The organism is Acidovorax sp. Root275, assembly GCF_001428965.1.
Classification (GTDB): Bacteria; Pseudomonadota; Gammaproteobacteria; order Burkholderiales; family Burkholderiaceae_C; genus Acidovorax; species Acidovorax radicis.
In genome coordinates, this window is the sequence record NZ_LMJH01000008.1 from 202,778 (window position 1) to 216,127 (window position 13,350).

The window sequence follows — 13,350 nt, forward strand, 5'->3', positions numbered from 1 at the left end:
TTTCAACGCCACAGCTTGTGGGGAATTGGCCGCGCGTGGTAACCAGGTGCTTCTTGGCCGGGGCGGGGTTTTCCCTTGGGTATTTGGGCGACTGTGCGCAAGCGCCCCGTGTGCCTACAGTGCCTGCATGTCTCCCCGGCCGTGGAGATTGGTGACCCTGAAAACTTCTGTTGTGGAGTGCACTCGATGAACATCGCCCACCTGCTGCGCCGCAGCGCTTTGCTGCATGCCCGCCAGCCCGCTGTGCTGCAGGGGGGCGAGGTGCTGTGGTCCTACCGCGACCTGGGCGCTCGCGCCGCCGCCCTGGCGGGCTATCTGCGCGTGCAATGTGGCGTGGCCTCCGGCGACCGTGTGGCCATCTATGCCGCCAATGCGCCCGAGTATCTGGAGGCGCTGCACGCCATTGTGTGGGCCGGGGCGGTGTCGGTGCCCGTCAATTACAAGCTGCATGCCAAGGAGCTGGCCTACGTGCTGGCGGACTCTGGCGCGCGCGTGGTGTTGGCATCACAGGCCCTGGCATCTGCCGCGCAGGAGGCGGGGGCGATGGACGCCGGTTTGCTGGTCTTCGGCTCCGACGCATACCGCGCCGCAGTGGTACACGCACCCATGGAAGTCTGTGACCGCGCACCCGAGGATGTCGCCTCGCTGTTCTACACATCGGGCACCACGGGCCGCCCCAAAGGCGTGATGCAGACCCACCGCAACCTGCTGGCCATGACGGCCTGCTACTTCACCGACGTGGACGACGTGCTGCCCGGCGACGCCATGGTCTACGCCGCGCCTATGTCGCACGGCGCGGGCCTTTATAACTACGCACAGGTGCTGCGCGGCGGGCGGCACGTGGTGCCGGTGTCGGGCGGCTTCGAGCCTGCGGAGCTGGTGCAGCTTGCGGCATCGGTGGGCCAGCTCACACTGTTTGCTGCGCCCACCATGGTGCACCGGCTGGTGGAGCACGTGCAGGCCACCAGCGCAGATGTGACCGGCTTCAAAACCATCGTCTACGGCGGCGGCCCCATGTATGCCGACGACCTGCGCAACGCCATGGCCGTGATGGGCAACGATCGCTTCGTGCAGATTTACGGCCAGGGCGAAAGCCCCATGACGATCACCGCGCTGTCACGCGCGAATCTGGCCGACACCGCCCATCCCCGCTGGGCCGACCGCATGGCCTCGGTCGGCGTGGCGCAGTCGCTGGTGGAGGTGCGCGTGGTCGACGCCCAAGGCCAGAGCGTACCCACCGGCGAGACCGGCGAGGTGCTGGTGCGCGGCGATACCGTCATGCCCGGCTACTGGAACAACCCCGCCGCCACGGCGCAGACGCTGCGTAACGGCTGGCTGTACACGGGTGACACGGGCAGCCTGGATACCGACGGCTTCCTCACGCTCAAGGACCGATCCAAGGACGTGATCATCTCGGGCGGCTCCAACATCTACCCGCGCGAGGTCGAAGAGGTGCTGCTGCTTCACCCCCAGGTACACGAGGTCGCCGTGGTGGGGCTGCGCGATGCGGAATGGGGCGAGGTGGTGATTGCCTTCCTCGTCGCTGGCGGGGGCCCGCCTATCGCGGATACGNNAAGCGGCCCAAGGTGTACCGGTGGGTGGAGGCGCTGCCAAAGAACAGTTATGGGAAGGTGTTGAAGACAGAGCTGCGGGAGTGGTTGCGCTAAGGAGCGTCAGCGTCAACAGGTGCCCGCCCGCGTGGCGGGTGGACGCCCCGCTCGAAGTTGTCAGGCCGCTTTGGACCAGATGGGCGTCAGTGCCGTGACCTGAGGAGGACCTGCCAGCAACGGCTCAACGTCTTTCTGGTACGCGGCGTAGATGCTCGTTTTCAGAAAGTCCTGGGAGGCTTCAACGCTTGAATACTGCTGGAATGCGCAGATGGAATCCGGGTCGGCATTGTCAAAGCAGTAGAAGTAGGCCGTATGGCCTGGGTTGGACGCAATGGCCGGTGCCATGTGCTTTTCCCAGATTTTTCGGACCTCCTCGCGTTTTCCAGGCAGCGTCTTGTGCTTGATGATGAGTGCAAATGCGGTCATTGCGATCCTTTTGGCGATGGTGAATCAAAGGGCCTGGCTCAGTGCATACCGCCATGCACTATATCCCCCACCAGTACACGGAGCACAGGGAGGAAGATCGACGTACGGCCCGCCGATTTGGGCATGGGGTGGACCGTCGCGTCGGGCTGGCAACCACTCTGTGGCACCCTAGTAAACCCGGCGACTGCACGGGTATGGCTCCACGCCTACGATGCCGCATCTTTCCTCACTGGAACCCGCATGACCACGACCCTCAAGATCGATTTCGTCTCCGATGTCTCCTGCCCCTGGTGCATCATCGGCCTCAAGGCGCTGGAGCAGGCGGCCGACCGGCTGAAGGGCGAGGTTGCACTGGATCTGCACTTTCAGCCCTTCGAGCTGAACCCGCAGATGGCGCCAGAAGGCCAGGACATTGGTGAGCATCTGCATGAAAAATACGGCGCGACGCCCGAGCAGAGCCAGAAGAACCGCGAGGCCATCGCTGCACGCGGCGCGGAACTGGGCTTTACCTTCAGCATGGACAAGCGCAGCCGCATCTACAACACCTTTGATGCGCACCGGCTGCTGCACTGGGCTGAAGAAAAGGGCGTGCAGCCCGCGCTGAAGAAGGCGCTGTTCAAGGCCTATTTCACCGACGGCCAGAACCCCAGTGACCACGAGGTGCTGGTGCGTGTGGCCGAGGAGGTGGGGCTTGACGCTGGTGAGGCGCGTGTGCTGCTGGCGTCAGACCGCTTTGCCGACGAGGTGCGTGAACGCGAGCAGTTGTATCTGCAAAACGGTATTCACTCGGTGCCCGCCATCATCATCAACGAGCGCCACCTGATCCAGGGCGGCCAGCCGGTGGAGGTGTTCGAGCAGGCCCTGCGGCAGATTGCAGCGCAGGGCTGACCCGCCTTGGGGATGGAGTTTGCTATTAATTGGATAGCTGTAAACGCTCTGCATAAAAGCGCTAATGGCCGATTTGACTAGGAAATTGCAGCTGAGGCGCTAGTTTTCTACAGGTCTTGCGGGTGCTGCGTGGCGGAATGCCAGCCGCTTCCCTCAGCTTCGCGGCGCAATGGCCCTGGCTGACTCTGTGGGCCATGAAGCTGAGGGCCTCATTCCAGCGCCTGCAGCAGCGTCTGCGCCCACTCGATCTCGCAAACTTCAAAGCGGATGCCGCGTTGAAGGATGGCTCGCTGGATGCGGTCCCGGCGGCTCAGGCCCTCCAGCTCGGGGAAGTCACGCTGTTCAATGGCCTGGTATTCGGCCAGGCGGGCCTGGTGCAGCGCCATATAGGCCTGGGCCTCGGGCCGCAGGTCCAGCTCTTCCATCACGGCGGCTGCGCGGACCTTGAGCGTGAAGGCATCGCGTGGCAACAGGTGTTCAGCGGGCTCGGCCGTCCAGCGGGCGAGTTCGCCCCGACCCGCGGGCAAGACCTGGTAAACCCGTTTGCGCGTGCGGCCTGCGTCGTCCGCTGCCTGGCCTTCGATCCAGCCTGCGGCTTCCATCCTGCCCAGTTCGCGGTAGATCTGCTGGTGGGTGGCGTGCCAGAAGTAACCGATGGAGCGCTCAAAGCGCCGTGCCAGCTCGAACCCGGAGGAGGGTTTTTCCAGCAAGGAAATCAACAGGGCGTGGCTCATCGACATGGCCGGCAGTCTAGCTTGTGAAAAATCGATGCAACCAGTTGCATTGACGGGTTGGGTGGCATATATTTATGCAACTGGTTGCAGTGTTTGGGCAGCCATCTGTCGCCGTTGTCCTGCCATCCCCCCACTGGAGCCACCATGTCATTGCCCGCCTCGCGCCTGCCAGCCCCGCTCAACCGCCTGCCGTTCCCGGTGATCGCCTCGCCGCTGTTCATCATCAGCACGCCCCAGCTGGTGATCGCCCAGTGCAAGGCGGGTGTTGTGGGCTCCATGCCAGGGCTCAATGCCCGGCCTGCCTCGCTGCTCGATGAGTGGCTGGCCGAAATCACCGAAGCGCTGGAGGCCCACAATCGGGCGCACCCCGACAAGCCCGCCGCGCCTTTTGCCATCAACCAGATCGTGCACAAAAGCAATGAGCGGCTGGAGCACGACATGGCACTGTGCGTGAAGTACAAGGTGCCCATCATCATCACGTCGCTCGGGGCCCGCGAGGACATCAATGCCGCCGCGCACAGCTATGGTGGCGTGGTGCTGCACGATGTGATCAACAACAGTTTTGCGCGCAAGGCGGTGGACAAGGGGGCCGACGGGCTGATTGCCGTGGCGACTGGCGCAGGTGGGCATGCGGGGGTCAAGAGCCCGTTTGCGCTCATCCAAGAAATCCGCCAGTGGTTTGACGGCTCTCTCGCGCTTTCGGGTGCGATTGCAACCGGTGGCGGCATCCTGGCTGCCCAGTCCATGGGGGCAGACTTTGCCTACATCGGCTCGGCTTTCATCGCCACCGAAGAGGCTCGCGCCGTGGAGGGCTACAAGCAGGCCATCGTGAACTCCAGCTCAGACGATATCGTCTACAGCAACCTGTTCACGGGGGTGCACGGCAACTACCTGCGGCCGTCCATCGTGGCCGCGGGGCTGGATCCTGAAAACCTGCCCACCAGCGACCCCAGCAAGATGAACTTTGGCGGGGGCGCCGCCAAGGCCTGGAAGGACATCTGGGGCTGCGGCCAGGGCATCGGCGCCATCAACGCCATTCGGTCCACCAGTGACTATGTTGACCAATTGAAGCGGGAATACAACCAAGCCCGCAGGTCGCTGCTCGAGGTGGCCTGAACCGGCCAGTACACAGTGCAGGGCGGTCCGGCCCCGGCGGTTACTTGCGCAGCGGTATCACTGTGGCCCGGTCCACTGGCACGGCGGTCACACTGTTCTGGGGTGATCCGTCGATGAGCTTTTCGGAGTAGGTGAGGTAGACCAGCGTGTTGCGGGCCGGGTCCACCATGCGCACGATGCGCAGGCGCTTGAACAGGATGGACATGCGCTCGCTGAACACTTCTTCCTGCTTTTTGAGCGGTTCGGGGAAGCTGATCGGCCCCACTTGGCGGCAGGCGATGGAGGCTTCAGCGCGGTCTTCGGCCAGGCCCAAGGTGCCTTTGATGCCGCCGGTGCGCGCGCGGGAGACGTAGCAGGTCACGCCCAGCACCGCCGGGTCGTCATAGGCCTCCACGATGATGTCGTGGTCACGACCTAGCCACTGGAAGGCCGTGTCCACCGTGCCGACCTTTTCGCCCGATGCCGCCTGGGCCAGTCCGGCACCGCCCATCACGCCAGCGATGGCGATCAGCACGGCCGTTGCAAAGCGCGCGCCCTTGCCGGGCACTGCAGGCTTTGTCATGCGGCGGCTCCGGCTTCGCTGCAGCGCTGGGCCAGGTGGGCCAGCGCTTCTTCCACCTGGTCCACCAGCACCAGGCACAGGTCACCGGGCTGCAGGCGCGCCAGGGCCGTATCGATGGCAATGAACTCGCCCCGGATTTCTTCGACGTGCGTGGTGCGCGATGCGCCCGCCAGGCCCTCGCGCAGCAGGGCCATCACTTCACCATCCGCGCGGCCGCGCTGGGCGGCATCCTGGTACAGGATCACGTCGTCGAACGCGGCACCCAGGATCACGGTTTGGTCGCGGATGTCCTCGTCGCGCCGGTCGCCGGCGCCGCTGATCACCACGCTGCGGCGGTTGGCTGGCAGCGCTTCGACAGCGCCGACCAGCGCGCGCATGGCGTCGGGATTGTGGCCGTAGTCGGCGATAACGGTGGCGCCGCGGTAGTCCATGATGTTGAAGCGGCCGGGTGCGTTGTCGCTGTCGTTCACGAAGCCCGACAGGCCGCGGCGGATGGTCTGCCAGGGCATGCCCACGCCCCAGGCGGCGGCCACGGAGGCCATGACGTTCTCGACCTGGAAGCCGATCTTGCCGTTGCGCGTGATGGGCACGTCGCGCAGGTGGATGGTCTCGCGCCACGATCCTTCCGAGGCCACGATGGAGTCGCCGTCCACGTACACGGTGCGGTGGCCTTGTGCGCGGTGCGTGGCCATCACGGGGTGGTGGCGGTCGCTGGCAAAGAAGATGATCTTGCCGGGGCAGGCAGGCGCCATCGCGGCGACGATGGGGTCGGCCGCGTTGAGCACGCCGTAGCCTGTGGTGGCCACGTTCTGCACGATCACGCGTTTCAGGACGGCCAGGTCTTCCACCGTGGTGATGTAGTTCAGGCCCAGGTGGTCTCCCGCGCCGATGTTGGTGACCACGGCCACCTGGCAGCGGTCAAAACCCAGGCCTTCGCGCAGGATGCCGCCGCGGGCGGTCTCGAACACGGCTGCGTCCACCTCGGGGTGCAGCAGCACGTTGCGGGCGCTCTTGGGGCCACTGCAGTCGCCGCTGTCGATCTGGCGGCCGTTCACGTACACGCCGTCGGTGTTGGTCATGCCCACGCGCAGGCCCTGGGCGGTGAACAAATGGGCGATGAGGCGGGCCGTGGTGGTTTTGCCGTTCGTGCCGGTGACGGCCACGGTGGGGATGCGGCCGTCGTCGCCATGGGCATACAGCTTGTCGACCATGGCCTGGCCCACGTTGCGGGGCTTGCCGTAGCTGGGCGCCAGGTGCATGCGCAAGCCGGGGGCGGCGTTCACTTCGACAAAGCCGCCGCCTTGCTCTTCCAGCGGGCGCAGCACGGTCTCGGCGACCATGTCCACGCCGCAGATGTGCAGGCCCACCATCTGGGCGGCGGCCACGGCGCGTGCAGCCACTTCAGGGTGCACGTCGTCGGTCACGTCGGTGGCGGTGCCGCCGGTGGAGAGGTTGGCGTTGTTGCGCAGGATGACGCGCTGGCCCTTGGCGGGGACGGAGTCGGGTTTCAGATCCTGCATGGCAAGACGGGCCACAGCGATGTCATCGAGGCGGATCTTGGTGAGCGATGTAGCGTGGCCTTCGCCCCGGCGTGGGTCCAGATTGACCTGGTCCACGAGTTCGCGCACCGTGTGTTGGCCGTCGCCCAGCACCTGGGGCGGTTCGCGGCGTGCGGCGGCCACGAGCTGGTCGCCGACTACCAGCAGACGGAAATCATGGCCGGGCAAGAAGCGCTCGACCATCACGGTGCCGTGTTCGGCGGCGGTGCGGAAGGCTTCTTCCAGCTGTGCGCGGTCGGTGATGTTGACCGTCACGCCCTTGCCCTGGTTGCCGTCCTGGGGCTTCACGACCACCGGCAAGCCGACTTTGAGCGCCACTTCCCAGGCTTCATCCACGGTCTCGACGGGTTTGCCGAGTGGCACCGGCACGCCGGCAGCGTGCAGCAGGCGCTTGGTCAGGTCCTTGTCCTGGCCGATGGATTCGGCCACGGCGCTGGTCGAGTCGACCTCGGCGGCCTGGATGCGGCGCTGCTTGGAGCCCCAACCGAACTGCACCAGGCTGCCGCGCGTGAGGCGGCGGTACGGAATGCCGCGTGCCACCGCCGCGTCCACGATGGAGCCAGTGCTCGGGCCCAGGCGCTCGTCTTCGTCGAGTTCGCGCAACTCTGCAATGACCGCATCGGCGTCAAAAGTACCGGTGCCCTGTGCAGCTTCGACGAGCTGCTGTGCGTATTCAAAGGCCTTGCGGCCCACGGCTTCCTCGCTGTATTCGACGACCACCTGGTACACGCCTGCGTCGGTGGTGGCGGTGGTGCGCGCAAAGGTCACCGGGCAGCCGGCCTGCGCCTGCAGAGCCAGCGCAGCAGCCTGGAGCACATGGGCCAGCGAAATTTCGCCGCCGCCGCTTTCAGGGTGCAGGGCACCGATGGCGGGGAACAGCGCCCGCAGCCGGGTTTCGAATCCGGGCATCTGGCCCACGGCGCGCTCGGCTTCCGAGCAGGCCACCACGGCTTCAATGGCCATGTGGCGGCTCCAGAGATTGGGGCCACGCAGGGCCCGGGTGCGGGATACATCCATGGGGGTCTCTTTCAGTAATCGATCGGGGCTCGCGGGCCGCGTTCCAGTCGAAGTCTTGCGTTGCTTGGCGGGATGGATCAGGAGGGCAATCCGGCCGGGGCGGGCAGGTCGGGTTCGAAGGTCTTGATGCCCGCGCCGATGAGGTCGGGGGCAATGTCCAATGCCCAGGCGGCGCCGATGGCAGCCAGCAGCGCGTCGGTGTCGGGCGCCACGGCATTGCGGCCAAAGGTCAGGTCCGCCAGCGAGCCCAGCACATGTTCGGCACTGCCGGTGGCCAGCACTACGCGCCCGTTCTTGACGACCACGGCGCGGCCGTTGTCCTTGGCGCGGTGTTCCATGATCACAGGCAGGGTTGCGTCCTGGGCATACAGCACGACGGCGCCATCCGACAGCGGGGCCAGATCGGCCACCTGCGGGATTGCGGCATTCAGCACGGCAGCGCCTTCGGCCAGCACCACGTCCACCTGGGTGCGCATCACCTTGGTCATCTGGTCCTGCTCATGCACATCGAACTCGGCCAGCGTTTCCACACCGTCCATGTCCGTGACCACACCCACCTGGCAGCGGTCGTAGGCCAGGCCGTCGCGCAGGATGGTGCGCGCATTGCTTTCGATCACGGCGGCCTGCACCATCTTGTTCATGAGCAAGCGGTGTGCGGCTTCCCAGTGGGCGCAATCGGTCGATTCGACGCAGCGGCGGTCCAGGAAAAGCCCTTCGCGGCAGGCCAGGCCCGTGTGGTGTCCGCTCAGGTGCAGCAGCCAGGCCACTACGCGGGCGATGGTGGAGGAGCCGCGCGTGCCGGCCACGCCCACCAGGGGGATGCGGCCCGCCTGGCCTGAGTCGTCCTCCGATGGGAACAGGTGTTCTGCAATGGCCTGGCCCACCGGGCGCGGCGCGCCCACGGCGGGCTTGAGGTGCATCAGCAGGCCTGGGCCTGCATTGACTTCGACAATCGCACCGCCCTGGGCCAGCAGCGGCTTGGAGATATCGAGTGCCACCATGTCGATGCCTGCAATATCAAGGCCCACCACCTTGGCGGCCAAGGCCGCGATATAGGCGACCTCGGGGTGCACGTCGTCCGTGCAATCCACCGCTACGTTGCCGTTGCGCTGCACCACGATGTTCCGGCCCGCTGCTGGCACGGAATCGGCATCAAGCTCCTGGCGCTTGAGTTCCAGCTGCACGGTCACATTGGTCTTGATGTCGATGATTTCGAGCGGGTACTCTTCTTCGTAGCCGCGGCGCGGGTCGGAGTTGAGCTGGGTGTCGATCAGTTCCTTGACGGTGGACCGGCCATTGCCGGTGATGCTCACCACCTCGCCCCGCGCGGCTGCCACCACTTTGCCGCCCACCACCAGCAGGCGGTGCTCGTCGCCGGGGATGAAGCGCTCGACCATCACGTCGCTGCCCTCGGGGTAAGCCACGTGGTAGGCGGCTTCGATGTCTTCCTTCTTGCGCAGGTCCAGGGTCACGCCCCGGCCGTGGTTGCCGTCCGAGGGCTTGACCACCACGGGCAGACCGACGTCCTGTGCGGCCTCCCAGGCTTCCTCGGGGCTGTTGACCACCTGGCCTTCGGGGATCGGGACGCCACACGACTTGAGCAGGCCCTTGGTCAGGTCCTTGTCGCTGGCAATGCCTTCGGCGATGGCGCTGGTGAATTCGGTCTCGGCGGTCCAGATGCGGCGCTGGCTGGCGCCGTAGCCCAGCTGCACCAGGTTGCCATCATTCAGGCGGATGTGGGGGATGCCCCGGTCGGTGGCGGCGGTGACGATGCAGGCGGTGCTGGGGCCAAGGTACTGGTCATCCACCTCGGTGCGCACGCGGGCCACGGCGGCCTGCACGTCGAAGGGCTCGTCGTTGATGGCCGCCATGATGAGCGCATGGCCCTGGGCGAGCGCCACGCGCGCCACACTCTCGTCGCGGGCACGGAACACCATGCGGTAGACGCCGCGCTGGCTGGTGCTGCGCGTCTGCCCGAAACCGGTGGGCATGCCCGCCAGGTTGAGCAGCTCGATCACGATGTGCTCCAGCACATGGCCACACCAGGTGCCTTCCTGCAGCCGCTGCAGGAAACCGCCGCGCTCGCCCACGCCGCAGTGGTGTTCGATCAGCGCGGGCAGCCAGGCGGTGAGCCGGTCGTTGAAACCGGGAAGGGTGTTGGAGGGGTGGTCCTCCAGCTCTCCCAGGTCCAGCCAGACTTCCAGTACAGGCCGATAGGTCCAGATATTGGGACCGCGCAGGTAGTTGATGCGAAGCAGTTGGATGTCGTTGAGTTTCGCCATGGATTGCAGCGGGTGTGGTTGTCCGGCCGGGTAAGGGCTATGCGGGAGAGGAAGAAACTGTGAAAGGAAACTTTTGTGGACGAGGATTGTGCTCCAGTCCGGGGGCTGCGCGCAGTGTCAGCCAAATGAGCGCCAGAGGCGTTAAATGAGGATGCCGTCGCACAGTGGCATGCAGTATCGGGGAGAATTCGCGCTTTCGCGAGATCGGTCACCGCAGGCAGCCGGGGGCGAAAATACCAACCAAAAATGCAACATCACCATTCTGTGGACGCCTCGGGTGTCTTTTCTGGCCCTCTGGGGGGCGATTTGCGGGCCATGCTCGCCTCCAAAGAGAACGTACTGGCAGCGCTTCAGGTTGACCTGAGCACCGCACTGCGTTTTGCGACAGGCTGGGTGGTGGTGACATCTGAGCGCCTGCTGGCCTGCGATCCGGGCACCACGGTCTGGCACAGCTGGCCTCTGGGCGACGGCCTGGCGCTCAAGCTCCAGGACCATGGCGGTGTGGGCTCACTGGAGTTGCACGGCCCGCAGGCCCGGTTGGCCCTGTGGCGCTTTACCCTGGCGCACCATGCACAGGCACTGCGCCTGCTGCAGCGCTTCGAGCAGCAAAGCGCCCGGGGTGACAACGGCGCCGAGGACGAGGCTGACGAACCCGCCTGCCCCACCTGTCATACCCCCCTGCCGCCTGATACCGATGAATGCCCGGCCTGTGCCCGTGCCCAGCCGCCACAGACCTCTACCTGGGTGCTGCTGCGCCTGTGGCGCTTTGCCCGGCCCTACCGCAAGCAACTGGCGGCCGGTTTTGCACTGACCCTGGCCTCCACGGCGGCCACGCTGGTGCCACCCTACCTCACCATCCCGCTGATGGACGACATCCTGATCCCGTTCCAGAACGGCAAGCAGATCGAGCCTGGCCTGGTGCTGCTGTACCTCAGTGGCCTGCTGGCGTCGGCCTTGGCGGCCTGGGGCCTCTCCTGGGCGCGCACCTACATCCTGGCGCTGGTGTCCGAGCGCATCGGCGCCGACCTGCGCACCACCACCTACGAGCACCTGCTGCGCCTGTCGCTCGACTACTTCGGCGGCAAGCGCACCGGCGACCTGATGGCGCGGATCGGCTCGGAGACGGACCGCATCAACGTTTTCCTTTCGTTGCATGCCCTGGACTTCGTGACCGACGTGCTCATGATCATGATGACGGCGGCCATCCTGTTCTCCATCAATCCCTGGCTGGCCCTGGTCACCCTGGTGCCGCTGCCCTTCATCGCCTGGATGATCCACACCGTGCGCGACCGCCTGCGCACCGGCTTCGAGAAGATCGACCGCGTCTGGTCCGAGGTGACCAACGTGCTGGCCGACACCATCCCCGGCATCCGCGTGGTCAAGGCCTTCGCCCAGGAAAAGCGCGAGGCCCAGCGCTTTCGCGATGCCAACCAGCACAACCTGGAAGTGAACGACAAGCTCAACAAGACCTGGTCGCTGTTCACCCCCACGGTGTCGCTGCTCACCGAAATCGGCCTGCTCGTGGTCTGGGGCTTCGGCATCTGGCTGGTGTCGCGCAACCAGATCACGGTGGGTGTGCTCACCGCCTTCATCGCCTACATCGGGCGTTTCTACAGCCGGCTTGACTCCATGAGCCGCATCGTCTCGGTCACGCAGAAGGCGGCCGCAGGTGCCAAGCGCATCTTCGACATCCTGGACCACGTGAGCAACGTGCCGGATCCGGCCCAGCCGGTCAAAGTGGACAAGGTGCAGGGCGCGATCACCATGCAGGGCGTGGGTTTCCGCTATGGCAGCCGTGCGGTCATCAAGGGGCTGGACCTGGATATCCGCCCCGGCGAGATGATTGGCCTGGTGGGCCACAGCGGCTCGGGCAAGAGCACGCTGGTCAACCTGATCAGCCGTTTTTACGACGTGAGCGATGGCTCGATCCAGGTGGATGGCATCGACATCCGCCGCTTTGCGGTGGCCGACTACCGCCGCCACATCGGCCTGGTGCTGCAAGAGCCCTTCCTGTTCTTCGGCACCATTGCCGAGAACATCGCCTACGGCAAGCCCGAAGCCACGCGCGAAGAGATCGTGGCGGCAGCCCGCGCCGCCCACGCGCACGAATTCATCCTGCGCCTGCCACACGGCTACGACTCGCTGGTGGGCGAACGTGGCCAGGGCCTGTCGGGCGGCGAACGCCAGCGCATCAGCATCGCCCGGGCGCTGCTGATCGACCCGCGCATCCTGATCCTGGACGAAGCCACTTCCGCCGTGGACACCGAGACGGAAAAGGAAATCCAGAAGGCCCTGGACAACCTGGTGCAGGGTCGCACCACCATTGCCATTGCCCACCGCCTGTCCACCCTGCGCAAGGCCGACCGGTTGGTAGTGATGGACCGGGGCGAGGTGGTGGAAGTGGGTCCCCACGACGAACTCATGGAAAAGCAGGGTGCCTACTGGCGGCTGTACGAAGCCCAGGCCCGCCGCGCCGAAGAAGACGCGCAGGCCGCAGGCGTCATCATCGACAGCGGCTTGCTGCACCCCGCCCACCCGGCTGGCAATCCGTGACAACCGCATTGCTGGAAACTGCCATGAACTCCACTTCCTCGCTTTTGCAATCGCTGCCCGCATTCACGCTGGCGCGCAATCCCCACGGCCGGCTGGTCCTGACGCTCGACGGCACAGCCCACGAAGGGGTCACGCCCGTCCGGGCTTTTCCCATCGCCGCGCCAGCCGATGGGCTCTCGCTGATCGGCTCCGACGGCCATGAACTGCTGTGGATTGACCGGTTGGACCAGCTGGAAACCACTGCACGCCAGCTGATCGAGGAAGAGCTGGAAGTGCGAGAGTTTGTGCCCACTATCGAAAAAATCATTGCAGTGTCGAGCTTCTCGACCCCCAGCACTTGGCAGGTGGAGACTGACCGTGGGCCCGCCAGCCTCGTCCTCAAGGCCGAAGAGGACATCCGCCGCCTGGGCGGGCGCACCCGGCTGCTGATCGCCGGGGGCGACGGCGTGCAGTTCCGTGTCAAGGACACCACGGCCCTGGACCGGCATTCGCGCCGGCTGCTGGAACGCTTCCTCTGAGAGGCTGAGAGCCTTTTATCCATGCCCGCCTTGCACGCGAAAACGCCCCGGCTCGTCGTTGCAAATGCTCGCCATAGCCCGAGCT

The 13,350-nt window shown here is 65.6% G+C and carries 10 protein-coding genes; 5 read left to right on the forward strand and 5 right to left on the reverse strand.

What is annotated here, in order from left to right:
• Nucleotides 1–186: 186 nt before the first annotated feature.
• Nucleotides 187–1,572: AMP-binding protein (locus ASE52_RS11080; protein ID WP_241776979.1), on the forward strand; the 1,386-nt coding region annotated here is incomplete at its 3' end.
• 155 nt (nt 1,573–1,727) lie between these two features.
• On the opposite strand, the gene ASE52_RS11085 is transcribed toward ASE52_RS11080, so the two are convergent.
• A complete protein-coding gene (locus ASE52_RS11085) occupies nt 1,728–2,036 on the reverse strand; it encodes an antibiotic biosynthesis monooxygenase (protein WP_057226142.1) in 309 nt (102 codons plus the stop codon).
• A 240-nt stretch (nt 2,037–2,276) separates the two neighbouring features.
• Here ASE52_RS11085 and ASE52_RS11090 point away from each other — a divergent pair, with 240 nt between their 5' ends.
• Nucleotides 2,277–2,924 (forward strand): DsbA family oxidoreductase, encoded by a 648-nt coding sequence (locus tag ASE52_RS11090; RefSeq protein WP_057226144.1) that lies wholly within the window; start codon nt 2,277–2,279, stop codon nt 2,922–2,924.
• 209 nt (nt 2,925–3,133) lie between these two features.
• Here the strand turns inward: ASE52_RS11090 and ASE52_RS11095 are convergent, their stop codons facing one another.
• The gene (locus ASE52_RS11095; protein ID WP_010466513.1) at nt 3,134–3,664 is read right to left on the reverse strand and encodes a PadR family transcriptional regulator; all 531 of its coding nucleotides are present in this window, start codon (nt 3,662–3,664) and stop codon (nt 3,134–3,136) included.
• Between the two features lie 138 nt (nt 3,665–3,802).
• Between ASE52_RS11095 and ASE52_RS11100 the strand changes: the two genes are divergently transcribed.
• Nucleotides 3,803–4,774 (forward strand): nitronate monooxygenase family protein, encoded by a 972-nt coding sequence (locus tag ASE52_RS11100; RefSeq protein ID WP_057226146.1) that lies wholly within the window; start codon nt 3,803–3,805, stop codon nt 4,772–4,774.
• Between the two features lie 40 nt (nt 4,775–4,814).
• Here ASE52_RS11100 and ASE52_RS11105 read toward each other — a convergent pair whose 3' ends face one another.
• From ASE52_RS11105 to cphA (ASE52_RS11115), 3 genes are all read right to left on the reverse strand, one after another.
• Nucleotides 4,815–5,264: a CreA family protein gene (locus tag ASE52_RS11105; protein WP_085940322.1), complete on the reverse strand. Its 450-nt coding sequence runs from the start codon at nt 5,262–5,264 to the stop codon at nt 4,815–4,817.
• 68 nt (nt 5,265–5,332) lie between these two features.
• Nucleotides 5,333–7,912, reverse strand: a complete 2,580-nt coding sequence (gene cphA, locus ASE52_RS11110) for a cyanophycin synthetase (protein ID WP_057226148.1) — start codon at nt 7,910–7,912, stop codon at nt 5,333–5,335.
• A gap of 77 nt (nt 7,913–7,989) precedes the next feature.
• Nucleotides 7,990–10,194: a cyanophycin synthetase gene (gene cphA / locus ASE52_RS11115; RefSeq protein ID WP_057226149.1), complete on the reverse strand. Its 2,205-nt coding sequence runs from the start codon at nt 10,192–10,194 to the stop codon at nt 7,990–7,992.
• A 246-nt stretch (nt 10,195–10,440) separates the two neighbouring features.
• Here cphA (ASE52_RS11115) and ASE52_RS11120 point away from each other — a divergent pair, with 246 nt between their 5' ends.
• Together ASE52_RS11120 and ASE52_RS11125 are read left to right on the forward strand one after the other, a co-directional pair.
• Entirely contained in the window at nt 10,441–12,747 is a 2,307-nt protein-coding gene (locus ASE52_RS11120) for an ABC transporter ATP-binding protein (RefSeq protein WP_029414344.1), read from the forward strand.
• A 23-nt stretch (nt 12,748–12,770) separates the two neighbouring features.
• Nucleotides 12,771–13,265 (forward strand): DUF1854 domain-containing protein, encoded by a 495-nt coding sequence (locus ASE52_RS11125; RefSeq protein WP_010466501.1) that lies wholly within the window; start codon nt 12,771–12,773, stop codon nt 13,263–13,265.
• Nucleotides 13,266–13,350 lie beyond the last annotated feature (85 nt).

Excerpts from the sequence above, each read along its gene's own strand:
- ASE52_RS11085 (WP_057226142.1), bottom strand. The coding sequence starts at position 2,036 with ATGACCGCATTTGCACTCATCATCAAGCACAAGACGCTGCCTGGAAAA.
- ASE52_RS11090 (WP_057226144.1), top strand. The coding sequence starts at position 2,277 with ATGACCACGACCCTCAAGATCGATTTCGTCTCCGATGTCTCCTGCCCC.
- ASE52_RS11095 (WP_010466513.1), bottom strand. The coding sequence starts at position 3,664 with ATGTCGATGAGCCACGCCCTGTTGATTTCCTTGCTGGAAAAACCCTCC.
- ASE52_RS11100 (WP_057226146.1), top strand. The coding sequence starts at position 3,803 with ATGTCATTGCCCGCCTCGCGCCTGCCAGCCCCGCTCAACCGCCTGCCG.
- ASE52_RS11105 (WP_085940322.1), bottom strand. The coding sequence starts at position 5,264 with ATGGGCGGTGCCGGACTGGCCCAGGCGGCATCGGGCGAAAAGGTCGGC.
- cphA (WP_057226148.1), bottom strand. The coding sequence starts at position 7,912 with ATGGATGTATCCCGCACCCGGGCCCTGCGTGGCCCCAATCTCTGGAGC.
- cphA (WP_057226149.1), bottom strand. The coding sequence starts at position 10,194 with ATGGCGAAACTCAACGACATCCAACTGCTTCGCATCAACTACCTGCGC.
- ASE52_RS11120 (WP_029414344.1), top strand. The coding sequence starts at position 10,441 with ATGCAACATCACCATTCTGTGGACGCCTCGGGTGTCTTTTCTGGCCCT.
- ASE52_RS11125 (WP_010466501.1), top strand. The coding sequence starts at position 12,771 with ATGAACTCCACTTCCTCGCTTTTGCAATCGCTGCCCGCATTCACGCTG.